This window comes from Moraxella nonliquefaciens (assembly GCF_001679005.1).
In the GTDB taxonomy this organism is placed as follows: Bacteria; Pseudomonadota; Gammaproteobacteria; order Pseudomonadales; family Moraxellaceae; genus Moraxella; species Moraxella nonliquefaciens.
Genome location: NZ_LXTW01000003.1, coordinates 288,914 through 312,273, shown reverse-complemented (window position 1 = coordinate 312,273; position 23,360 = coordinate 288,914). Strand labels below are relative to the sequence as shown.

Annotated in this window: 26 protein-coding genes and 1 pseudogene; 15 read left to right on the top strand and 12 right to left on the bottom strand. The window is 42.2% G+C overall.

Annotated elements, in window-relative coordinates:
- Positions 1–4 precede the first annotated feature (4 nt).
- The 6 genes from A7456_RS02585 to fumC all read right to left on the bottom strand — a co-directional run bounded on the left by A7456_RS02585 (position 5) and on the right by fumC (position 5,562).
- Positions 5–1,324 carry a DUF262 domain-containing protein gene (locus A7456_RS02585; protein ID WP_067007262.1) on the bottom strand — a complete coding sequence of 440 codons (1,320 nt, stop codon included), beginning with the start codon at positions 1,322–1,324 and terminating at the stop codon, positions 5–7.
- A 133-nt stretch (positions 1,325–1,457) separates the two neighbouring features.
- The gene (locus tag A7456_RS02580) at positions 1,458–2,225 is read right to left on the bottom strand and encodes a hypothetical protein (protein WP_067007258.1); all 768 of its coding nucleotides are present in this window, start codon (positions 2,223–2,225) and stop codon (positions 1,458–1,460) included.
- A 104-nt stretch (positions 2,226–2,329) separates the two neighbouring features.
- Positions 2,330–3,271: a helix-turn-helix transcriptional regulator gene (locus A7456_RS02575; protein ID WP_067007255.1), complete on the bottom strand. Its 942-nt coding sequence runs from the start codon at positions 3,269–3,271 to the stop codon at positions 2,330–2,332.
- Between the two features lie 36 nt (positions 3,272–3,307).
- Positions 3,308–3,607: a helix-turn-helix domain-containing protein gene (locus tag A7456_RS02570; protein ID WP_067007252.1), complete on the bottom strand. Its 300-nt coding sequence runs from the start codon at positions 3,605–3,607 to the stop codon at positions 3,308–3,310.
- A gap of 21 nt (positions 3,608–3,628) precedes the next feature.
- Positions 3,629–3,850, bottom strand: coding sequence for a type II toxin-antitoxin system RelE/ParE family toxin (locus A7456_RS10845; RefSeq protein ID WP_145916045.1), 222 nt, complete (start codon positions 3,848–3,850; stop codon positions 3,629–3,631).
- 320 nt (positions 3,851–4,170) lie between these two features.
- Positions 4,171–5,562 carry a class II fumarate hydratase gene (fumC, locus tag A7456_RS02565; RefSeq protein WP_067007249.1) on the bottom strand — a complete coding sequence of 464 codons (1,392 nt, stop codon included), beginning with the start codon at positions 5,560–5,562 and terminating at the stop codon, positions 4,171–4,173.
- Between the two features lie 111 nt (positions 5,563–5,673).
- Between fumC and A7456_RS02560 the strand changes: the two genes are divergently transcribed.
- Entirely contained in the window at positions 5,674–6,237 is a 564-nt protein-coding gene (locus A7456_RS02560; RefSeq protein WP_067007246.1) for a 5-formyltetrahydrofolate cyclo-ligase, read from the top strand.
- Between the two features lie 96 nt (positions 6,238–6,333).
- Here the strand turns inward: A7456_RS02560 and A7456_RS02555 are convergent, their stop codons facing one another.
- Positions 6,334–7,677, bottom strand: coding sequence for a Na+/H+ antiporter family protein (locus A7456_RS02555; RefSeq protein ID WP_066893213.1), 1,344 nt, complete (start codon positions 7,675–7,677; stop codon positions 6,334–6,336).
- Between the two features lie 192 nt (positions 7,678–7,869).
- Here A7456_RS02555 and ychF point away from each other — a divergent pair, with 192 nt between their 5' ends.
- From ychF to A7456_RS02540, 3 genes are all read left to right on the top strand, one after another.
- The gene (gene ychF, locus A7456_RS02550) at positions 7,870–8,961 is read left to right on the top strand and encodes a redox-regulated ATPase YchF (RefSeq protein ID WP_067007244.1); all 1,092 of its coding nucleotides are present in this window, start codon (positions 7,870–7,872) and stop codon (positions 8,959–8,961) included.
- 66 nt (positions 8,962–9,027) lie between these two features.
- Entirely contained in the window at positions 9,028–9,486 is a 459-nt protein-coding gene (locus A7456_RS02545) for a DUF441 domain-containing protein (RefSeq protein WP_082995412.1), read from the top strand.
- A 182-nt stretch (positions 9,487–9,668) separates the two neighbouring features.
- Complete coding sequence (locus A7456_RS02540) at positions 9,669–10,160, top strand: hypothetical protein (RefSeq protein WP_067007238.1); 492 nt, start codon at positions 9,669–9,671, stop codon at positions 10,158–10,160.
- 465 nt (positions 10,161–10,625) lie between these two features.
- Here the strand turns inward: A7456_RS02540 and A7456_RS11325 are convergent, their stop codons facing one another.
- The 4 genes from A7456_RS11325 to ppk1 all read right to left on the bottom strand — a co-directional run bounded on the left by A7456_RS11325 (position 10,626) and on the right by ppk1 (position 15,114).
- Complete coding sequence (locus A7456_RS11325) at positions 10,626–10,802, bottom strand: hypothetical protein (RefSeq protein WP_158512462.1); 177 nt, start codon at positions 10,800–10,802, stop codon at positions 10,626–10,628.
- Positions 10,799–12,247, bottom strand: coding sequence for a tRNA uracil 4-sulfurtransferase ThiI (thiI, locus tag A7456_RS02535; RefSeq protein ID WP_067007235.1), 1,449 nt, complete (start codon positions 12,245–12,247; stop codon positions 10,799–10,801). The genes A7456_RS11325 and thiI overlap by 4 nt, the downstream gene beginning before the upstream one ends.
- 171 nt (positions 12,248–12,418) lie before the next feature.
- Positions 12,419–12,874, bottom strand: a complete 456-nt coding sequence (locus A7456_RS02530) for a YchJ family protein (RefSeq protein ID WP_067007232.1) — start codon at positions 12,872–12,874, stop codon at positions 12,419–12,421.
- The gene (ppk1, locus tag A7456_RS02525; RefSeq protein ID WP_082995401.1) at positions 12,874–15,114 is read right to left on the bottom strand and encodes a polyphosphate kinase 1; all 2,241 of its coding nucleotides are present in this window, start codon (positions 15,112–15,114) and stop codon (positions 12,874–12,876) included. The genes A7456_RS02530 and ppk1 overlap by 1 nt, the downstream gene beginning before the upstream one ends.
- Before the next feature lie 337 nt (positions 15,115–15,451).
- Between ppk1 and rplM the strand changes: the two genes are divergently transcribed.
- The 11 genes and pseudogenes from rplM (at position 15,452) to A7456_RS12005 (ending at position 21,828) form a co-directional block, all read left to right on the top strand.
- The gene (gene rplM / locus A7456_RS02520; RefSeq protein WP_066885873.1) at positions 15,452–15,883 is read left to right on the top strand and encodes a 50S ribosomal protein L13; all 432 of its coding nucleotides are present in this window, start codon (positions 15,452–15,454) and stop codon (positions 15,881–15,883) included.
- Positions 15,884–15,893: 10 nt separating this feature from the next.
- Complete coding sequence (gene rpsI, locus A7456_RS02515) at positions 15,894–16,280, top strand: 30S ribosomal protein S9 (RefSeq protein WP_062500901.1); 387 nt, start codon at positions 15,894–15,896, stop codon at positions 16,278–16,280.
- A 422-nt stretch (positions 16,281–16,702) separates the two neighbouring features.
- Positions 16,703–17,287 carry a ubiquinol-cytochrome c reductase iron-sulfur subunit gene (gene petA / locus A7456_RS02510; RefSeq protein WP_066885870.1) on the top strand — a complete coding sequence of 195 codons (585 nt, stop codon included), beginning with the start codon at positions 16,703–16,705 and terminating at the stop codon, positions 17,285–17,287.
- A 22-nt stretch (positions 17,288–17,309) separates the two neighbouring features.
- On the top strand, positions 17,310–18,530 hold the full coding sequence (locus A7456_RS02505; protein WP_172799030.1) for a cytochrome b: 1,221 nt from the start codon (positions 17,310–17,312) through the stop codon (positions 18,528–18,530).
- Entirely contained in the window at positions 18,530–19,249 is a 720-nt protein-coding gene (locus A7456_RS02500; RefSeq protein WP_067007228.1) for a cytochrome c1, read from the top strand. The genes A7456_RS02505 and A7456_RS02500 overlap by 1 nt, the downstream gene beginning before the upstream one ends.
- Before the next feature lie 114 nt (positions 19,250–19,363).
- On the top strand, positions 19,364–20,002 hold the full coding sequence (locus A7456_RS02495; protein WP_067007225.1) for a glutathione S-transferase N-terminal domain-containing protein: 639 nt from the start codon (positions 19,364–19,366) through the stop codon (positions 20,000–20,002).
- Positions 20,003–20,040: 38 nt separating this feature from the next.
- Complete coding sequence (locus tag A7456_RS02490; protein WP_067007222.1) at positions 20,041–20,463, top strand: ClpXP protease specificity-enhancing factor SspB; 423 nt, start codon at positions 20,041–20,043, stop codon at positions 20,461–20,463.
- Positions 20,464–20,510: 47 nt separating this feature from the next.
- Complete coding sequence (locus A7456_RS11685) at positions 20,511–20,801, top strand: helix-turn-helix domain-containing protein (protein WP_067007219.1); 291 nt, start codon at positions 20,511–20,513, stop codon at positions 20,799–20,801.
- Positions 20,708–20,974, top strand: coding sequence for a helix-turn-helix domain-containing protein (locus A7456_RS12010; RefSeq protein ID WP_409455088.1), 267 nt, complete (start codon positions 20,708–20,710; stop codon positions 20,972–20,974). The genes A7456_RS11685 and A7456_RS12010 overlap by 94 nt, the downstream gene beginning before the upstream one ends.
- A gap of 72 nt (positions 20,975–21,046) precedes the next feature.
- A pseudogene (locus A7456_RS02480) lies at positions 21,047–21,736 on the top strand (IS3 family transposase); the annotation flags it as partial.
- A complete protein-coding gene (locus A7456_RS12005) occupies positions 21,730–21,828 on the top strand; it encodes an IS3 family transposase (RefSeq protein ID WP_409455087.1) in 99 nt (32 codons plus the stop codon). The pseudogene A7456_RS02480 and the gene A7456_RS12005, both read left to right, overlap by 7 nt.
- Positions 21,829–21,918: 90 nt before the next feature.
- Here A7456_RS12005 and A7456_RS02475 read toward each other — a convergent pair whose 3' ends face one another.
- On the bottom strand, positions 21,919–23,265 hold the full coding sequence (locus A7456_RS02475) for a hypothetical protein (protein ID WP_067007216.1): 1,347 nt from the start codon (positions 23,263–23,265) through the stop codon (positions 21,919–21,921).
- Positions 23,266–23,360: the final 95 nt, after the last annotated feature.

The following is a 23,360-nucleotide window of genomic DNA, read 5'->3' as shown; positions in this document are numbered from 1 at the left end:
GTTTTTATTGGGCTGTTGTGTCATCATAAAAACCCGATAGCAGGTCATTTAAATAAGTAACTTTCTTACTATTAGTCCGTTTCTTTGTTCTGCCAATATCAAACATTAATATCTGCTCTGGCTTAACAGCTTGACCCAAAGCAAGGTACAAACTACCTGATTTAAAAATATAGTTTTCAAGTGATGAAAAATAAATACGCTCGTTATAAAACCTTAAAAAGTAAACCCATCTGGCAATCTTAATAACGGCATTTTTTAACTCATAATCACTAAATTTGTCATAATACATCATCACCATAATAGTAAATGTCGTAAATAAAAAATAATCGCCTTTATTTACTTTGGCATTTTCTTTTAGATGGTTAAATAAATTGATGTTTTTATTTGGTATATTAATTGAAATGCCATTATCTAACAAACCATCTTTAGCAAATAAATCGGCATACATATTCTTGTAATGTTCCACATAATCAAAAAACCATTCACCATCTAAAATCACCCCATTCATCTGCACGTCATGAGCATATCTGGCTTGTAATTTTGGGTGTTTTGTCTGCTCTTGTTGATTTAACCCCTTAAAGACATCCACGTTTTGTTTGTTAAAAAACTCAGCTTCTTTATGAGATTGCCATCGCCGATGACGATATAAGACATCATTGATAATCAGCTTTAACCAAACTCTATCTCTGGGTGCCGAAATCGTCTCATTAGCTTGATACTCCCAACGCTCCACCAAGCGATGAATGGCAGGACTGGCAAGCCCCCTTAATTCTCGCAGATGATACGCCTTTAACAAATCATAAGCCTCCAAACTTTTGCCACGAGAGTTTTGCGAATCAAAATACTGAAAAGCTTCGTCAATGTCGGTTAAAATAACGGTAGCAAAGGTGCATTTGTCAAGGATAAAGTTCTTAAAATCATCACTAAGACCCAAATCCACCACATAGCTTTTTAGGTATTCATAATTTTGCTTGATATGCTCAACACTTTGACTGTGGTTGAATTCATTGTTAAGAAAATTAGGTTCGCCAAATGGATTTTTGTTATCATTTAATACATATAGCAATAAAAACAAACTGGTCAGTCGCTGTTGCCCGTCCACGATGTTATATTCATCTTTACCTTCATCTTTATGCAAGACAATCACACCCAAACGGCATTCTTGGGTTTTGTCCTTTATAAAATAAGAATAAATATCATCAACAAGCTGTTTGATGTGCTTGGTTTGCCATTTATAGGGGCGTTGGTAATCAGGAATGGTTAGCTGATATTCAAACATCTTATTGACGGTTTTGATACTAACCTTTTCATCACTTTTGCACATGGTAACTCCCATTCATTTATCTGTTGTTTTATCATCAAGGTTACGGTGGTTAATTTGCCAATGACACAGGCTTTTTACTTTATCAAAAGATCATTGTAGTTTATTTTGGGTGCTAGTAGCATGGCATGATTTATTATTGCTCGCCGCTCACCCGATACATCAAATTTACAACCAGCTCATCAGAATTGACATCATCTCCCATGCTCTCAAACAATCCGTCAGCTATCGGTAGCCCCAAGGGTCTGACCCGATGAGCATAAATCAACTCAATCAGTTCATTTTTTTCGTCTTTTGTCAGCGAATTTGCCTGCACCCACCATAAGGGCGTATCAGTGCTTGGCATTTTGGCTTTGATTTGTGTTATCACCGCAGAGATACGCTCATCGCCATTTGCCCTATAAGATACGCCGTGATAAACCCCTTGAAAATCTTCACACAAGACACACAGCTCTGCATAAAAATCAAAGGTGTATCCGTCATGTTTATTTAGATGAGATGCAATGTTGTCGGTCAGCATTTTTATAAAACTAAGCGGATCATGGTAGCAAATCATCGCCGTGGCATATGCTGGCAATGTGCGTCTGTCATCTGCAATCATGGCTATCAGATGTTCGCCTTTTTCATGCCACAGTTTGGCCTGGTTAGCCTGATTGGGGTCATCAGGGTTGTAAAACCTAAATAAGGCATCTTGGGGCTTATGCTTATATACTCTAAGACCATAAGACCGCTTAATGCTCCAAAAATGTTTACGCTGACACTTAGCTGTATCAATGTCATTAGGGTCTAGGTGCATGACATCATCCCAAAATACCTGATGACACGCCCCAAGCTCATCGGTTTGTATCAGCACATAATTCTCTAAATCATTGTCATACACTAAATGCCATACATTTTTTAACATACGCTCTCTTGATATTGGTTACTATTTAAAAAAACATCATGCCCTTGGCACGATGTCATTATATCCCAACATACGTCAAGTTATGTCGCACAGTTTATTCCACATCATCTTTTTTTGATGTCCCACACATCATCGCCAAATTTGGCAAGCCACCAGTCCAGCATTTCGCTATCAGGCACGGTTGCACTGATATGATAATGGTGGTCAAATTCTTGGATAATCTGATCAGTGGATAAGGGCGTTTCGGTAAGATGAAAGCCTTGATGTTTGTCAATACAAAAAGACAGGCGAACCTGACTGCCGTCGCCGATGCTAAAATGCCCTTTGGCAATGTAGTCTTGCAGCTTAAAGTCATCAGGACGCTCAAAATCAAACAGGGAAATGGTGGCGGACTTGATACGATTGACCGCCAGATGACGAATGTCTTCATAACCTTTGTATTTGACAACCAAATACAGGCGTGGCTCTTGGCGTACCAAGGCTAAGGGCATGACGGTGTCGGGTTTTGGTTTTTTTCTATGGGCTTGATAGATGATGTCAAGATAGCGATTTTCAAACAGGGCTTGGCTAATACTGGCAAACACATCATCGTCTATCGCTGGGGGCAGTAAGGGAAAAGTGGGTGGCACGCTTGCCACTTTGTTTCGCCACGCTGAGACTTCGGGCTTAGTTTGGTTTCTTAGGTGGCGTTCGGCACTTTCAAAAAAACCATTCAGACCATGACTGATGTTAGCAGGCAACAAAAACCTTAGCTCATCATAAGCCAAACTCAGTAGTAAGGACTGCTCCGCTGAAAGCCCCGCCAGCTCTAAGGTTTTGGCGTCTTTTGCCCACGCATAGCCATAGGGCTTGGCTCTGTCATCTCGCTCAATGGCGAAATGATGACTTATCATGTCAAGCTGTCTTTGAATGGTGCGTTCACTGCGTGGATAGCCTAGATTTGCAAGTTTTTGTTGCAGGTCTTTGGCGGTGATTTTGCCGTGTCTTGGGATAAGGCGAAGTAGTTCTAATAAGAACAAGACTCCGTCTGAATTACTCTTGCTCATGGATTGTCAATGCCTGTGTTGCAGGGCTACTGCCCACTAAATATTAAACCCAACGTGCTTACCTGTTGGTAATTCCACATCAATGCGTAATTTTCCACCCATGGTCTCTACATAGCATTTTAGTGTAGACAGCTTAATCTCTGCCCCGCGGTTCTCAATGGCGGATAAGGTCGGCTGGGTAATGCCCATGGCTTCGGCAAGCTGTTTTTGCGACAGCTCCAACTCTTCACGCAACTGATAAAGCTTGTAATCCAAAATCATCTCATCTGCCATTTTTTGCACACGAGCCAAACGCTCTTTTGGTGATTTGGCGAGCATATCATTAAGATTTGCCATTTTTACTCCTGTTTTGTTAATTTATCCAAATGCTGCTGATGTAAACTCATCAGCAAGCGGTATCATCTGTTTATAAAACTGCTTTTCATTGCCCACTTTGTTGCCTGCACATAGCACAATCGCTTGTCGTATGGGGTCAAACGTATAAAAAGCACGATAAGGGTCACCCCCGATTTGGATACGCAATTCTTTCATGTTGTTAAATTTTGAGTCATATAAAGTATCGGAATAAGGACAAAGCAATCGGCGTCCGTATTATTGTAAGCCACGTGTCATCGGACGTTTCTATGCCTAGCCAACCTAATTTTACCACAGGTTTTGTAGGGGCGTGTTGCACACGCCCTTGGATAATATTACTTTATAGGGCGTGCTCAGCAAGCCCCTACATGCATCTTTAGATTTGTGGTAATTTTAAAGTTTTGTGTCTTATGCGATATACATCACGAGTCCAATATCGTGTTTAGACTATATTAAGACATAATAAATTTATTCTTGTCAAACAACAACCTTGCATAAAAAAAATAAGGGCAATCACTCGCCCTTATTTTGGTCAATCAGCTCACTTATTTTGGTGCAACCATCTCTTCTGGTCGTACCCATTCATCAAATTCTTGCTCGGTCAATAGCCCAAGCTCCACCGCTACCTGTTTTAGGGTTTTGTTTTCTTTGTAAGCGGTTTTGGCAATTTTGGCGGCATTTTCATAGCCCACATGACGGTTTAGGGCAGTTACCAGCATCAGCGAATTATGCAAAAAGTAGTCAATCTTTTCTCGCACAGGTAGAATGCCTACCGCACAGTTGTCATTAAAGCTATTACAAGCGTCCGCAAGCAGGCGAATGGATTGCAAGAGATTATAGCCAATCACAGGCATAAAGACATTGAGCTCAAAATTACCGCTCGCCCCTGCCATGTTTATCGTTACATCGTTGCCCATGACCTGAGCGACCACCATTGTCATGGCTTCTGACTGCGTGGGGTTTACTTTACCTGGCATGATGGATGACCCCGGTTCATTTTCTGGAATGGTAATCTCGCCCAAGCCACAACGAGGGCCACTAGACAGCCAGCGGACGTCATTAGCGATTTTGTTTAGGCTACCTGCCAAGGTCTTTAATGCCCCAGAGGCGAACACTTCGGCATCACGGCTTGCCAACGCTTCAAATTTGTTAGGGGCGGTTACAAAGGGCAGACCTGTCAGCTCGGCAATTTTTTGGGCAGATTTGACGGCATAGTCAGGGTGGCTGTTTAGCCCTGTCCCCACGGCCGTTCCCCCTAGTGGCAACTGGTACAAACCTTGCAAAGCGTTATCAATGCGTGCCAGTGCCAAATCAAGCTGTGCCACATAACCGCCAAATTCTTGTCCCAAAGTCAAAGGGGTGGCATCTTGTAAATGTGTGCGTCCGATTTTGACAATGTCATCAAAGTCAGCAGACTTTTTGGCAAGGGTATCACGCAGTGCTTGGATTGCAGGGATAAGAGTGCGGTTAATCTCTACCGCTGCTGCCACACGAATGGCGGTTGGAAAACTGTCGTTGGTGGACTGGGCGTGGTTGACATGGTCGTTGGGGTGGACGGGTTTATAAGTGCCTTTTGGATTGCCTGCGATTTCATTGGCTCGGTTGGCGATGACTTCATTCATGTTCATGTTGGACTGCGTGCCAGAGCCTGTCTGCCACACGACAAGCGGAAATTGGTCAGCAAGACCGCCTGCAATCACTTCATCACACGCCTGCACAATCAAATCACGCTGGCTATTCTCAATCCGCCCAAGCTCGGCATTAACGATAGATGCACTTTTTTTGACGGTTGCCATAGCGACAATCAAAGGGCGTGGTAGGGTCTCACCCCCGATTTTAAAATTATCACGGCTACGCTGAGTTTGGGCGCCAAAATAAGCATCGGCAGGAACTTGTACTTCGCCCATGGTGTCTTTTTCAGTGCGAAAATCGCTCATAAAAATCTCCTTGTTTGGTGGTTAAATTTGTTACAATGATTGGATTACTATACCATCATTAACATCAATCATCAAGCATCAATTATTATCATTTTTACATGGAAAAAACTTATGTCAAATGCCTCACTTAGTAAACACATCCACCAACGACGCAAAATTCTGACCAACAAGGAGCGTGCTAATTTCGCCTTAATGGCAAGTTTATACCTACCCAAACTTTTGCCCCATTTACCAAAAAATGCCAACGTTGGTCTATATTTGGATGATTTTGGTGAACTGCCTACTGCACCGATTTTGACCTTTTGCCAAAAGCATGATTTTGTACCTTTTTTACCAATAACAATCAAAGACAAACCCCTACGCTTTGCTCCTGTTTTTATGCCATTGTATAAAACCCCCTTAAAACGTCATCCATTTGGCATGAAAGAACCTGCTGATAAACATGGCATTTGTGCTGATAAATTAGACCTCATCATCTGTCCACTTGTGGCGGTAGATGGCAGTGGCAATCGGCTTGGTATGGGGGGTGGGTTTTATGACCGTACTTTTGCCAATTTTTGTGGGTTAAAGATTGGTTGGTGTTATCATTTTCAAGTTGTGGACAGCTTGACGGTCAATGAATGGGATAAGGGCGTGGATATGGTCATAACAGATAAAGGGGTGATAAGGTTTTAGACAGTGTTAATCAATAAAGATTTAAAGGGCTTACCCAAAAAATCGCAATTTACTGGGAAAATCTTAATCAACCGATTTTACAAACAATCTTAAAACTTACAATACCATAGACGCCAGCCATCCAAACAAAATCAGTGGGATGTTATAATGGATAAAGGTTGGTATCACGCTGTCTTTTATGTGGTCATGCTGTCCATCCACGTTTAGCCCCATCGTTGGGCCAAGCGTTGAGTCAGATGCAGGCGAACCTGCGTCTCCGAGAACGCCTGCACTTGCCACAAGTGCCAAAGTTGCCATCGGACTAAACCCCATCGCCATGCACAATGGCACATATATAGTGGCAATGATTGGCACGGTAGAAAAGGAAGAGCCAATACCCATCGTAACCACAAGCCCCACCATCAACATGACAAGGCTTGCCAGTGCTTTATTTGCCCCAAACATCTCCACCGCTGATTGTACCAGTGGCTGTATGTGTCCTGTGGCACTCATCACCTCGGCAAAGCCTTGGGCACTAATCATGATAAACCCAATCATCGCCATCATTTTAATGCCATCATTAAAAACATCGTCCGCCTGATTCCAGCCGACCACGCCTGTCGCCATAAAAATGGCAAAACCTGACAGCGACCCTAAAATTAGTGAATTAGTGTTTAGTTGAATGATAAAAGCTGCGATGATGGCGATGAGTGTTACGATGATTTTAAAGCCCATGTTGTTATCAATCACCTGCTCATCATTGCCTTTGACCGCTTGGGTTTTGGCGTTGTCATAGATTCTGGGTTTACGATAACTGATAAAAATCGCCACAAATAACCCTGTTAGCATGCCCAAAGCAGGAATGCTCATCGCTTTGACCACTGAAATGCCAGAGACATCAAGCCCTGATTTGACAAGATTTGCCATGATGATTTCATTTAAAAAAATATCCCCAAACCCATAAGGGACAAACATATAAGTATTAACAAGCCCAAAGGTGATAAGGCAAGTGATGAGCCTTCTGTCCAGTTTTAATTCATTAAACACCGTCAAAAGCGGTGGAATGAGCAGTAAAATAAAGGCAATGTGAATGGGGATTAGGTTTTGGCTTAGGCAGGCAAGCAGCACAATCACACCAAATACCGCCCACTTAACACCGCCATGTTTGGCATGTTTGACCATCAAAATCGCTTTGTCTGCCAATGCCTTTGGTACGCCTGAATGAGCAATCGCCATTGCAAATGCCCCAAGTAAGGCATACGATAAGGCAATGCCCGCCCCACCCTTAATACCATTTTGAAAATGTGTCAGCACGCCTGTTGCCCCATTTTCTGCATCTGTCAAGGGCAATCCTGCAAATAAGCCACCCACAACTGCCCCCAAAATCAAACTTAGCACCACATGGACACGAGCAAGCGACAGCCCTACCATGATGATGACCGCCAACAGTACAGCGTTCATTTTATACCTTTTATAATCAAATGATAATCAAAACACCAATTATAACCCATTTTTAAAAAAATACACAAGATAAAAACGTTTTGGCATGATTGGCATAATGATAGGCACGATGATGGATGTGGGAAATTGGCTTAATTTTTCATGAAAAATTTGCTATAATAAAGGGTTTAAACTTTAACAGCGAGACAACTCATGGGCTTTAACTGTGGTATCGTAGGCTTGCCAAACGTTGGCAAATCCACCCTATTTAACGCACTGACCAAGGCAGGCATCGCCGCCGAGAATTTCCCTTTTTGCACCAAAGACCCAAATACAGGCATTGTGCCTGTGCCAGACCCACGCTTAAAGGCGTTGGCAGAAATCGTCAAGCCTGAACGTGTGCTACCGACCAGCATGGAATTTGTGGACATCGCAGGGCTTGTGGCAGGAGCAAGCAAAGGCGAGGGCATGGGCAATCAGTTCCTTGCTAATATCCGTGAAACGGATGCCATCGCCCATGTGGTACGCTGTTTTGATGATGACAATGTCATTCATGTGGACGGACGAGTCAATCCTTTATCTGACATTGAGACCATTAACACCGAGCTTGCTCTTGCCGACCTTGAAGTGGTGGGACGCGCACTAGCCAACAATGCCAAAAAGGCCAAAGGCGCAGACAAAACCGCTCAGACGCTTTTGACGATATTTCAAAAGATTGAACCATTTTTGGCAGATGGCAAACCTGCACGCATGGCAAATCTTGATAATGATGAGAAAAAACTCATCAAATCCTATGGACTCATCACCCTAAAACCCGTCATGTATATCGCCAACGTGGCAGAAGATGGGTTTGATAACAACCCCCATCTGGATCTGGTGCGTGAGTTTGCCCAAAGTGAAAATGCCATTGTCGTGGCACTGTGCAACCAAATTGAAGCGGAGATTGCCCAACTTGACGAAGAAGAAAAGGCGGATTTTTTGGAGGGCATGGGCATGAGTGAGGCGGGGCTTGACCGTGTGATTCGTGCAGGATATGAGCTTTTAAACCTACAAACCTACTTTACCGCAGGGGTCAAAGAGGTGCGTGCGTGGACAGTGCCTGTTGGTGCAACCGCCCCAGAAGCTGCTGGGGTGATTCATACCGATTTTGAGCGTGGCTTTATCCGTGCTGAGGTCATCGGTTATGATGATTTTATTGAACATGGTGGAGAAAAAGGTGCAAGCTTGGCAGGCAAATCTCGCCTAGAAGGCAAAACCTATGTCGTCCAAGACGGTGATGTCATGCATTTTAGATTTAATGTGTGATTAAAGCATGCCTATCTTAGCATTTACCACAACATTTTGATACCAAACATGCCAAACTTTACCCAACTGTTTAGCACCCTTGATGATGGCCTAATTGTCCTGTTTATCCTATTGGGTTTGGGTGTGTTTAGCCAAAATAACACCATCATCATGGCAAGTGCCTTGCTCATCATCATCAAGGTTAGCCCATTAAACGCCCAAATCATGCCCATGGTTGAAAAGCATGGGCTGGGTTTAGGGATTTTTATTTTAACCATTGGCGTGCTTGCTCCGATTGCCAGTGGTAAGATTAGTGCCGAAGTAATTTTAAAATCATTTGCCAGTGTCAAATCTCTGCTTGCCATCGCCGTTGGTATGCTTGTGGCGTATTTAGGTGGGCGTGGGGTCAAGCTGATGACAGATGAACCGAGTGTCATCGCAGGTCTGCTTATCGGTACGGTAGCAGGTGTGGCAGTATTACGGGGCGTACCTGTGGGACCGCTGATTGCAGCGGGGATTTTATCGCTATTTTATTGGCAAAAATAACGGTTGTCGCTTTTATCCAAAGCACCCACTTGATACAAATCTTTGGATAAAGGCGGATAAAGCAAGATTTTCTCTACCATTGACCCCATTTTAGAATAAGGTCTTTTAGAACATGACATAAATATGATATACTATACCATTTTATAATCTTTAAACCAATCTTAACAAACAAAGGTACACCTATGAAAAAAATTCTCATACCCGCTTTGATGATTACTTTGGGTTTATCTGCCTGCCAAAAAGCAGAAGAAGCTCCCGCCGAGCCACAAGCAGAGGCCGCAGCACCTGCCCTGACCACTCACAGCCATGATGAACATGATCACAATGACCACGCAGAACACGCTCACGAGCACGGCGAACATGCTCACAGCCATGACCACGCTCATGATGATGGACATCATCACCATCACCCTGCTGACAGCGAAAAATACCAATGTGGCGATAAAACCATTTATATCGCCGTTCATAACCACGATGGTGACATTGAAGCACACCTAACCACCGATGACATTACCTATGACCTAGAACAAGACACACAAATCAAAGAACGCTTCATCACCGATGACAGCATCGCTGGCGATGATAAAGGCATGGTACTCACCATTGATGGTAACACAGCCAAAATCACCACACAAGACAACACCGTCATCACAGAATGTATCAAAGCAAGCTAAAAAAGAAATTGTAAAACAAAAGACCTGAATCTCAGGTCTTTTTGGTATCATCTGCCAAAAGGATTAGAATGGGACAAGAATGACTCTCATTTTAACCGTGAAACATCCACAAGAATGACTCTCATTTGACATTAAAACCATCATCTCACACACCAAAGTACCATAACAACCTTTTGATTTTTATCATATTTTTAAAAAATATCCACCGCCTTTTTACTTTTCCCCAAAATCTGTGGATAAACCTGTGGATAACTTTAAAATTTGAGTTGTGATGCCACGATTAATCGGTAATTGCAGTTGATTGGATAAAATTTATACATTTTTTTATTAAATTTTTTTATATTTAAAATCAATGAGTTATAAAAAATTTTTTCATCAAATCCATCAATACAATCAGCATGTTTCACATCCATCTGTGGTAATTTTCTGCCTTATGAATAAATCTGCCTTATGAATAAATCTGCCTTATGAATAAATCTGCCTTATGAATAAATCTGCCTGATGAATAAATCTGCCTGATGAATAAATCTGCCTGATGAATAAATCTGCCTGATGAATAAATCTGCCTGATGAATAAAACAGGCAAATAAAAAACAGCAAAACCTCGGTATTTGCTGTTTTAAAAGATAAGTCATTTGTCATAAGGGATGAACACGCCTTAGCACTTTAACATTATCATGCCCTTTATCTTTTAAATACACCGCTTGTAAACCACTCATCACACCTTTTTTACAGTACAGTAGATAGGTTTTTGATTCATCCAATGTGTCAAATTCTGTGGCAAGTTTATAAAAAGGAATGCAAATGTGTGGCACATCAAGTGGGTCATCATCGCTCTCATCGGTTGCACGAATGTCAATCACCACATCGTTTTTGCCAATGGCGTGTGCCGTATCAATGGCATGGATGTCGCTCGCTTGGTCGACGATGGTGCGAATGTCTATGGTCATGGCAGTATCAATGGCATGCTGTAATACACCAAAATCAAAATCACTTTCGGTGGCGATGAGTTTATGCTCTACCGCCTTAACCGTGGGACTCTTTGAGATGACCCCACAAAACTCAGGCATGGACTTGGCAATCTCTGCCGTACCGATTTTTTCAGCAGCAGCAATAATCTCCGCCTTGTCTTTGGTAATGAGTGGACGCAGTACCAAAACATCACTTGCCTTATCTATCATGGCAAGGTTGGTGAGTGTTTGGCTTGCCACTTGCCCCAGAGCTTCGCCTGTTACTATCGCATGAATGCGGTTTTTTTGGGCAATCACACTTGCCACACGCATCATCATCCGCTTTAAGACCACGCCCATTTGACCATCATCAATTTTGGTTAAAATCTCACCCACCACAGGCTCAAAATTCACCGTGGTAAAACGTACCTTATGCGATGAACTGTATCGCTGCCAAAGCTGATATGCCATTTGTTTGGTGCCAATCTCATGTGTGCGACCGCCCATATTAAAAAACAAATAATGCACACGACTGCCACGTCTGATGAACTCATGGCTTGCCACACCCGAATCAAAACCGCCTGAGATGAGCGATAACACATCTTCTTGGGTGCTCATGGGAAACCCACCCATACCATCATGACGTGCTTTAATAAAGAACATGTTATCCTGCTCAATCTCAATTTTGATGGTAATGTCAGGATTTTTAAGCTGTACTTTGGCACTGGCTATCGCTTGATTGAGCCTGCCGCCGACATATTTGGCGACATCCATAGAGGTAAATGGGTGTCTGCCACGTCTTTTGACTCGCACGCAAAAAGTTTTGTCCACAAGACTGTCTTTGACTTTGGGCAAGGTCTGTTCAAAGATGTCATGCAAATCGGCAAAAGGCGACACTTCAACTTCTAAGACATGATGAATCCCTGAGGTGCATTGCATTTTGTCAAGTATGTGTAGGCGTGCCGATGTATCACGATGACGCACCTCAATATAATCCCAATGTTGAACCACGACCACCGTTTCATCAAGAGGTTTTAGCGTGTTACGCAAATTCCCTGCCAAAATCTTGACAAATCGCTTACGCACGCTATTGCTTTTCATCATGATTTCAGGGTGTAATTTGATGATGTATTTCATAAAAATCAGACAGAATAAAAAGGTGTATTATACACCTTTTTGTTATAAACTTCCTGTAAAACTAGTTTTCCGTTCGCTCTGAGCCTGTCGAAGGGTGGCGGAAAACCGTTAGGTTGCCCAAGCTCACCACGAACGGTTTTCTTTAATCTGGGGTTTTGTAGGAAATCTTATTTATAAAAACTTCCCACAACACGCCTTAAACTTCTCGCCACTGCCACACAGGCACGGCTGTTTGTTGGTTAAGGTAACAGGCACGGCTGGGTCAAGAAAATACCACCGCTCGCCTATCTTGACAAAAGCGGATAATTCATCATGCACCTGTTCGCCATCGCCATTGTCAAAATAGGCTTTAAAATGCACTTGGGCGTGGCGTTTGCCGATTTTGTTATGACTTATCACGTCAAGGCGTGTCCAGTTCATGCCGTCCGCCCATGCTTGCAAGGCAGGTTTATCAAGCCTATCTTGCTGACTTGGGGCGGTGGTGGCGATGATATAGTCCACGTTTTTTAGATAAAAAGAGCCAAACCTTGACCGCATAAGATGCTCGGCGGTGGGAGTAGGCGTGCCGTCATGATAAGGCTGACAGCACACTGCATAAGGGTTACCCGAGCCACAATAACAATCCATCAGGCACGCTCACAGATTTTTTCTAACAAATACTGCTGGGCGTCGTGAATGTCCGTGCCATCTTTGTCATGATGAACCTGATTCCACTCACCACGACCGTCCAACTCCCACGCCTGCACGTTATCATTAAGGTAATTTATCAAGCCATCTTCATAAATACGCCCAAAGAGCTTTTTATCCAAAATCGGAAATGCCACCTCCACACGGTGTAATAGATTTCTGTCCATCAAATCAGCACTAGAACAATAGAGCTTCTCATCACCGTCATTATAAAAATAATAAACACGAGTATGTTCCAAAAACCGCCCCACGATAGAACGCACATGGATGTTCTCCGACAAATCCTTAACCTGTGGACGCAGACAGCAAATGGAGCGAACAATCAAATCAATCTCTACACCAGCACGGCTTGCTTCATAGAGTTTATTAATAATGCCACGCTCGGTGATGGCATTGCATTTTAGGATGATGCGTCCTTTTTTGCCGTTTTTGACATGACCAATCTCATCATCGATGAGGCGTACCAGTCCATCATGTAAGGTAAAAGGAGCGTGCATGATATGATGAGATGGCAGTGGTCTGCCCATGCCTGTCAGTTGTCCAAACACCCCCGCCACATCTGCACAAATCTCTTGGTGAGCGGTAAACAGTCCATAATCAGTATAGGCTTTGGCGTTGCCAGCGTGATAATTACCTGTACCCAGATGGGCGTAACGGCGAATTTTACCATTTTCTCTACGTACGATGAGCATAAGTTTGGCATGTGTTTTATAACCAACCACGCCATACACCACAATCGCCCCAGCGTCGGTTAGCATATTGGCAACAGCGATATTACTGGCTTCATCAAATCTGGCACGTAGTTCAATGACAGCAATCACCTCCTTACCATTACGGGCGGCGGCTGCTAAGGCTTGGACAATCTCTGAGTTCGTACCAGAGCGATAAATTGTCTGTTTAATGGCAAGTACATCAGGGTCGTTTGCCGCTTGCCACAACAGATTAATAACAGGTGTGAACGCCTCAAAAGGATGATGCACCAGCACATCTTTGTTATTCATCACACAAAACATAGACCTGTCGTCTTTGGCAACCTTAACCATCTCCATGCCTTTAAATGGTTGGGCAGTGGCGTGTGTAAATGGAGCAAATTTTAAACTAGGTTTATCAAAACTTGTTAGCATACGTATAAGATTTACAGGGCCATTGACACGGTACAGTTGAGACTCATTTAACTCAAACTCTTTTAGTAATAACTCATACAACTCTTTGGGGCAGTTGGTACTCACCTCCAAACGTACCTTATGCCCAAAACGGCGATTATCAAGCTCACCCTCTAAGGCCTTGGCAAGGTCTTCAACGTCATCGGACAAGTCAAGGTCAGCGTTACGGGTCAGCCTAAACTGATGACAACCTGTTACTCTCATCCCCAAAAACAGCTCACCGACATGCTCATGAATCACCGCTGAGAGCATAATATGATGGTCTTTACCTCCTGTTAGTTCATCAGGCAGACGTATCACACGAGGTAGTGAACGTGGAGCAGGAACGATGGCAAGCGATAAATCACGCCCAAAAGCATCTTTACCCTCCAAACTTACGATAAAATTCAAAGATTTATTGACCACCCTAGGAAATGGGTGGGCAGGGTCAATGCTGATTGGTGTCAAAACGGGCAGTACTTGATTAAAAAAGTACTCACGCATCCACGCCTTTTGAGCATCAGTCAACTCATGACGTTTCAGGTAACGAATGTCTGCCTTGGCAAGTTCTGGCAAGATGTCTTCATTTAAAATACGATACTGCTCTTCTACGGCACGATGTGCTACCTGACTAATCTCTGCCAACAACTCAGACGGTTTTCTCCCATCAAGACTGCTGGATTTGTCACCATTTTTCATTTTTTGGATAAGTCCTGCCACCCGAATCTCAAAAAATTCGTCCATATTAGATGAAAAAATGGTCAAAAAAAACATACGTTCTAATAATGGGTGGTGTGGATTGGTCGCCTGAGCGAGCACCCTAAGCTGAAAACGTAACGTGGATAAATCACGATTGATAAAACAGTCAGGACTAAAATTACCCCATTCATCCACAATCTTTTTAATATGGTGTAAATCCGTCGGTGCAGGGGTCTGACCGAGCACACTTTGCATGGCTTGGTTTTCTATGCTGACGGTCGCATCTTGGTGTGTGGCGTCATTGGTCTTTGGTAAGCGTGGTGCGTGTGGCAAGGTCATGGGTTTTCCTTAATAAGTTTTTTAATAACAAAAAGTAGTAAAATCACCATCTATCTTATCATCATTTTATGAAAAATTTTATGAAAATTTGATAAAATTTTAAAGCCCTATCCTGTCATTTTTCCAACCATATTTGCAGTTTTAACCCCTTTATATCATGGTGTGTCTACCATCATTTATTTTATAAATTAACATCAAATTTTCATTGCTTTTTTGTCTTTGATTGGTTATAATGACCGCTGTTTTTTTGAGAGCCCTTCGTTTCCCAACTCACAAAGCAAGTAAGCCTTTGGCATTTTATTTGCTCAACTCTCAAACGCAACTAAATAGGTTTTATATGACTACTACTATTAGCGCCAAACCCGCTGAGGTTGTACATGACTGGTATGTCGTGGACGCAGAAGGCAAAACACTGGGTCGCTTAGCTTCTGAGATTGCTTCTCGTCTGCGTGGCAAACACAAGCCATCGTACACCCCCCACGTTGATACAGGTGATTACATCATCGTCATCAATGCTGACAAAATTGCTGTTACTGGCAAAAAAGCTCAGGACAAAAAATACTACCGCCACACAGGTTATCCTGGCGGCATCAAAGAGACCAACTTCACAAAACTTCTTGCTCACAAGCCAGAAGATGTGCTTCATAAAGCTGTCAAAGGCATGCTACCAAAAGGGCCTTTGGGTTATGCGATGATTAAAAAGCTAAAACTGTATGCAGGTACTCAGCACCCACATGCTGCCCAAGCACCAAAAACACTAGACATCTAAGGAGATACACATGGAAAAGAATTACGGAACAGGTCGTCGTAAGACTTCTACCGCTCGTGTCTTCTTGTCAAAAGGCACTGGTAATATCGTCATCAATGGCAAAAGTCTAGACGAATACTTTGGTCGTGAGACTTCTCGTATGGTTGTACGTCAGCCCCTAGAACTTCTAGAATCTGCTGACAAATATGACCTATATATCACAGTTACCGGTGGTGGTGCAAGTGGTCAAGCAGGTGCCATCCGTCATGGCATTACTCGTGCATTGATTGAGTCAGATGAGACACTAAAACCTGCTCTAAAAGCCGCTGGTTTTGTCACTCGTGATGCTCGTGAAGTTGAACGTAAAAAACTGGGTCTACGCAAAGCACGTAAACGCCCACAATTTTCAAAGCGTTAATTTTTGCGTTTTCAAAAACTCTCGGACTTCGGGAGTTTTTTTGTATGTGTTTTTTTGATTAGAATAATTTAAATCAACATGGATTTTGAATTACCAAATAAATTCACAATTAATAATAAATATTATTATCGTATAATAACAACCCTCTATATTCATCAAAAATGACAAGAATTTATACAAAACTGAATAATTTGGTAAATTTTGTCTAATTTTTATACAATTTTAAATTTTTTTGTAAATTCATGACATTTTTTAAGGATTTTTTCGCAACTTTGTAAAAGAACGATTTATTTTATTACAAAAATAGCTTAAAATAGTCATGTTTAGAAAAATAGGCACAGCAAATGTGGTTATGATAAAACGTTGTTATAACCACACACCCAGTATGGGATAATCCCCATCATTTTCTGGAGGAAGTTTTAATGAGCCATGCCGAAGGCGTGAATGTTAAACGCCGTAGAGTTTTGATTGCATCCACTGCCGCCATCGGTGCGGTTGGTGTTGGTGCAATAGCCACCCCATTTGTGCGTTCTTGGTATCCAAGTGCCAAAGCAGAAGCTGCAGGTGCCGCTGTCGTCGCTGACATCGCTGGTATCGAAAATGGGCAGATGATTACGTTAAAATACCGTGGCAAACCCATCTTTGTGGTCAAACGTACCGAAGATATGCTTGCCAACCTAAGTAAGGTAACTCCTAGGCTTGCTGACCCTGAGTCTAACGGATCTGTACAACCTGAAAACTGCAAAAACGAGACACGCTCCATACAACCTGAGATACTGGTTGTTGAGGGTGTCTGTACGCATTTGGGTTGTGCACCGATATTTAGACCCGAGGTTGGTGCAGCAGACTTGGGCGGTGCTGATTGGATGGGTGGTTTCTTTTGCCCCTGCCATGGCTCTATGTACGACTTAGCAGGTCGTGTTTATAGCAGCATGCCTGCACCCTTAAACCTACCTGTACCTATCTACAAGATTGAAGACACCATCTTGACCGTTGGGGAGGCATAATATGAGTATCGCTAAGAAATTTATGGGCTGGGTTGATGCTCGCTTTCCTGCGACAGAAACTTATGAATACCATATGTCCAAATATTATGCACCAAAGAACTTTAACTTTTGGTATTTCTTTGGTGTGCTGTCCATGGTTGTACTTGTCAATCAATTAGTGACAGGTATTTGGCTAACCATGATGTTCAACCCCAGTGCCGAAGGAGCATTTGCATCGCTTGAATATATCATGCGTGATGTCAAAGGTGGCTGGCTTATTCGCTACATGCACTCCACAGGAGCATCCGCTTTCTTTGTGGTCGTTTATCTGCACATGTTTCGTGGTCTTATGTATGGCTCTTATAAAAAGCCTCGTGAGTTGGTGTGGATTATTGGCATGGCGATTTATCTGTGTCTGATGGCAGAGGGTTTCTTTGGCTATCTGCTGCCTTGGGGTAATATGTCGTTTTGGGGCGCTCAGGTCATTCTAAATCTACCTGCCGCCATTCCTTTTATCGGCGATGGTTTGGCTGAATGGGTTAAAGGCGACTACATCATTTCAGGCATTACCCTAAACCGTTTCTTTGCACTACATGTTGTGGCGATTCCTTTGGTGCTTGTTGGCTTGGTATTCATGCACTTAGTTGCCCTACACCACGTCGGTTCTAATAACCCAGACGGTATTGAGATTAAGAAACTCAAAGATAAAAATGGCGTACCATTAGATGGCGTGCCTTTTCATCCTTACTACACCGTGCATGACATGGTCGGTATCGTCGTGTTCTTTATATGTTTCTTTGCTGTGGTCTTCTTTGCCCCAGAGGGTGGTGGCTACTTCCTTGAAAAACCTAACTTTGAAGTTGCAAATGCTTTAAAAACACCTGCTCACATTGCTCCTGTTTGGTACTACATGCCATTTTATGCCATGCTTCGTGCCACACCATCCATGTTTGGTTCTGCACTGCCTGGGGTGATTGTGATGTTTGGTGCGATTGCCATCTTGTTTGTCATGCCATGGCTTGACCGCTCACCTGTAAAATCCATCCGCTACAAAGGTATTTTGTCTAAGATTGCATTGGCCATCTTTGTGGTGAGCTTTCTAATCTTAGGTTATCTTGGTGGGGTATCTTCTACACCAACAGGTACGCTTGTTGCTCGTATTTGTACCATTTTATACTTCTTGTACTTCATTTTGATGCCATTTTATACATCCATGGAGACGTGCAAGCAACCCCCCGAACGTGTTACAGGAGGAGATCACTGATGAAAGCATTTACCCTAAAATCGCTTGGTGCTGGTCTTCTGCTGGTCAGTGGTATGCTAATGTCATCATCTGCCCTAGCGGCAGGTGGTCATGGCTGTGGTGAATTTACCGAAGCTGATGGCAGTAAAGTTACCCTAGAATGTAGTAAAGCTCCCATTGACCTAACCAACAAAGGCTCACTACAACGTGGTGCCCAAACGTTCATGAACTACTGCGTGGGCTGTCACTCGGCCCAATACGTGCGTCATTCACGCATTGCCCAAGATCTAGAAATACCGCCAGAACTCATGGAAAAATACCTCATGGTAACCACCGACCAAATCGGTGACCATGTAACCGCTAAGATTGACCTTGATACTCAGGCTTTATGGTTTGGTGCAGCACCACCTGATTTGTCGTTAGAGACTCGCCTACGTGGTGATGATTGGGTGTATACCTATCTGTTATCATTTTATGAAGACCCAAGCCGTCCTTGGGGTTCTAATAACTTAGTACTTGCCAACGCTGCCATGCCCCATGTATTACACAATATGCAAAAAGAGCTTGGTAAAGAAGAGTATGAAGCTCGTGTGGGCGATTTGGTAAACTTCATGGCATGGATGGCAGAGCCTGTACGTCATGAACGTAAAATATATGGTGCGTTTGTGCTACTGTTTTTGCTTGTCTTGCTCATTCCGGTATATCTGCTTAACAAAGAATTTTGGAAAGATGTCAAGTAAACTGCCCCAACCAAAAAGACCGATACATCATCGGTCTTTTTCATTGATAAAATTTACACACTTTTACCAAAATTTTTGTTACACTAAATACCCAAAAACAGAACCATTCACATCATGGCAGATTTTTCTCATCTTCTACCCACCCAATTTCTACTCTATGGCGATGATGGCTATGACAGCCATGTGGTGCGGTTTTTGTTAGAAGAAAAAGGCATAAACCACCAATTCTCCTACTTGCCTGATGACCGTCCTGAATACCTTGCTGAACTAAACCCCTATAACACCCTACCTGTACTTGTAGGGCGAGATTTGGCATTGTATGAATTGATGGTGATTTTTGAATACCTAGAAGAAAGACATGGTGCTAACAAATTATTACCACCTACCCCCAAAGAGCGAGCAAAAGTACGCCAGTTGGCCTGGCGACTGCGACAAGACTGGCTTTCGCTTGGACGGATTTTAATGACCCATCCTGACAGCTTTGACCCATCAGAGGCGACTTATGCCAAAAAGACCTTGACCGATTCGCTCATCACGCTCTCCCCTTTGTTCATTCGTCATAATTATTTCATGCAAGATGAGTTTGGGCTGTGTGATGTGTTATTATTACCACTTTTGCACCGCCTACCAACACTCGGCATTAACCTGCCTGATAAGCTGTGCAAACCACTACTGGCGTATCAGACACGACTGTCGGCAAGAGAGAGTTTTCAAAAAACGCTCGTTACCCCTATTGACGATGATGATTTTTAATCATTGCACTCACTTTAACCAACCACAAGGAGACAATCATGCTTACCCCAAAACGACCCTACTTTGTCCGTGCCATGCACGAATGGCTTAGTGACAACAGTTTTACCCCTTATTTGTTGGTAGATGCCACTCACCCCCAACTGCTCGCTCCTAGTGAATACGCCCGAGAGGGCAAATTGGTACTTGCCATCTCTTATCAAGCCACCAATAATCTTATGATAGACAATGATGCTTTGTCTTTTCAAGGGCGATTTGGCGGTGTCTCAAAAGACATTTGGATACCCATGCAAGCAGTAGAGGGCATTTATGCCAAAGAAGACCCAAATGAGGGCTTTTTCTTTGACCCTAGCGAATATGACGGCTACACCCCCCCACCTGACAACCCTGATGACATAGATGACACTGACGATGACGGCGATGATGAGCCACCCAAAAAAGGTGGACATTTAAAATTTGTATAAATTCATTTAAGAAATAAAGGCAATTTAAAAACAAGGGCGATATAATCATGAACTGCACCCCAAAGCTCGCCACCCACACACTAACCTTTGGGGTGCTTTCTATGGCAAAATACACCACCGACTTTAAACTGTCTGTAATAGCATATTATCTAAACGGACACAGTTACAAACAAACCGCTAAACAGTTTAACCTATCCACAGAAGCATTGTTGAACAGTGGGTCAAACTCTATCAAACACACGGTATTGATGGTATTCAAAGACGAAGTACCAAAGCTGTCTATGACACAGACTTTAAACTTAACGCAATCAAACAAATTCAAAATGGCAAATCCCTAACTCAGCTTGCCATAGAGCTTAATCTACCACAACCTGCTTTACTGTCAAACTGGTTAAAGTCTTATCAAAGCTTTGGTATAATGGGACTCACCCCCAAACCCAAAGGCAGAAAAGCAATGTCAAACAAACAAAACAACAAGCAAACCAAGTTAGCAAGCCAAACCAGACAATGAAAAAAGCGTTGATGACTTACTTGCTGAACTTGCCTATCTTAGAGCAGAAAACGACTACCTAAAAAAGCTAGATGCCTTAATTCGTCAAAAGGAACAAGAAGCACAACAAAAGAACAAGTCCTGATTGTTCAAGAATTAAGGCATAAACACAAACTTAACAACCTACTGGCAGTTTCAAACCTGCCAAGAAGTGTGTTTTATTACCACCTAAAACAAAACAAACAGCAAGACAAAGACCTATCCCTAAAAGAACAAATCAAGCACATTTACCACACCCACAAAGGCAGGTATGGGTATCGTAGGATTTGTGCAGAGCTTAATCAAACACTTGCTGGTCAGGGCATTGTCATCAACCATAAAAAAGCACAACGACTCATGCGAGAGCTTGGTTTAAAATCCAAAATCAGACAACGAAAATACAAAGCTTACTCATCTTATCAAGGCGAACACCAAGACAAGATAAAAGACAATGTCCTACAAAGAGACTTTAAAGCCACAAGACCTAATCAAAAGTGGGCAACTGATGTGACAGAGTTTAAGGTGCAAGATAAGGCACAAACTGGCGAAGTGATAGGGAAAAAACTCTACCTATCGCCCATCATAGACTTGTTTAATGGAGAAATTGTCAGTTATGCTCTCAATGAACGACCAGACTATGGGTTGGTCAAAGAGATGCTTGATGATGCCTTAAATAAGTTAAGCTTGGTAAACAAAGACGATAAACCCATCATTCATTCAGACAGAGGTTGGGGTGTGTGGTGATTTTGTGGTTTGAGGGGTGTAGAATAAAGACCAAACTAAAAGGACTAAGTCCTGTGAAGTACAGAAACTTAGTCCTTGGTCAAACCACTTAGCTTTATCAACCTAACCTTTAATCTTGTGTCTAAGATTTGGGGGTCGGTTCATAACCGCCCTTATTTTATTCTAAATTAATTTATTTTAATTTATTCGAGCGCCCAATCTCTCATATTTTTTGCCCTTTTGATAATCACATAAAGTATACCCACCACTAATAACACAAAAACCCCCACCACAATCGCCACATTAATATCACCGCTCTTGATATATTCAAAAACAAAAACCAATAAAAATAACGCAATCGGAGAAAATATATACAGCCCAAACCAGCCAATCACACTAATATAATGATAAATACCTGTTAAATCATATTCTTCCAAATCCGCCAATTCTTCATATTCACTCATCTCATAATAATCGTCCACTTCTGCTTTGGCATGCCTGCTAGGTAACTTTGTTAAATAAGCAAAACCCACCACCAATAATAGATAGGCAACCATCCCCACATAAGAGTCCATAACAAGCATCACAAAAGCCAATAAAAATGTTACCACCGCTAATAAAATACATAACATCGACCAAGCAATACCACCCCCACCAATGCGTGCCTTGATTTGCTGTTGTTTTAATCTTTGAGCAGACAATTTATCATGTAATCGCTGTTTATAATCAGCATTCTTTTTATTAAATCTATTATGACCCAAATTGTGTTGCCTTTTTTCATCTGCTGATTTGTCGGTATTATTGTCATTTTTAAATTTAATATTTAAAGGTTTTTTGGTTTTTTCTTTTTTATAATCTTCGATGATTTCAATATCTCGAATGACCCGTTTATTTAAAAAGAAAAACACCAAAGATGGAATACCAAATAATACCAATGATGTGATAAATTCATAGATTTTCTTTTGTCTGTCATGTTGGAATTTGGCAAGTTGTTCATTAAATTCATATATCTTTTTTCCATCCACTTCCATATCATATAACAGTCCATCAGCATATAATACCGTTGCTGTTTGGTCTTTATAGGCATACGCTTTTTCACATTCATCATAATTATCATCAGAGCAGTGTAATTTAACATCGCCAATGACAAAATAATGATGCGTGCGAGAGTATTTACCACCACCTATTCGGACATATTCATATTCGGCAGGTACGGTGGCAATAACGCTGGATAATTGTGATTTATCCGTGATAAAGTCATCTTGGAATAATATGCCTGAATTAATGACAAAACCATACGCCAAAGCAAAAATGGGCGTGGTAAAGATAAATTGATTATTTCTAATGGGCGGATTTCTGTAATGATATACCGAAGATAAAATCAACACCACCATGATGATTATGATGAATATCTGCCAAAAACCCAATAGCAAATATCCACAAATCAGCAGTAGCGACCACACCGCCGCATTTAACCAAAAGAACATGATTGGCGTGATACTATCAACAATGTCCAGTAATTCTTGTTTTAGTGAAATAATCTTTTGCATAGGACTGTCCCAGAAATTTGCCCCATTATACCCCATTTTATCATGGTTTTATCAGAGTTTTTAGGCTATAATAATCACCATTTTTATTATTTTAA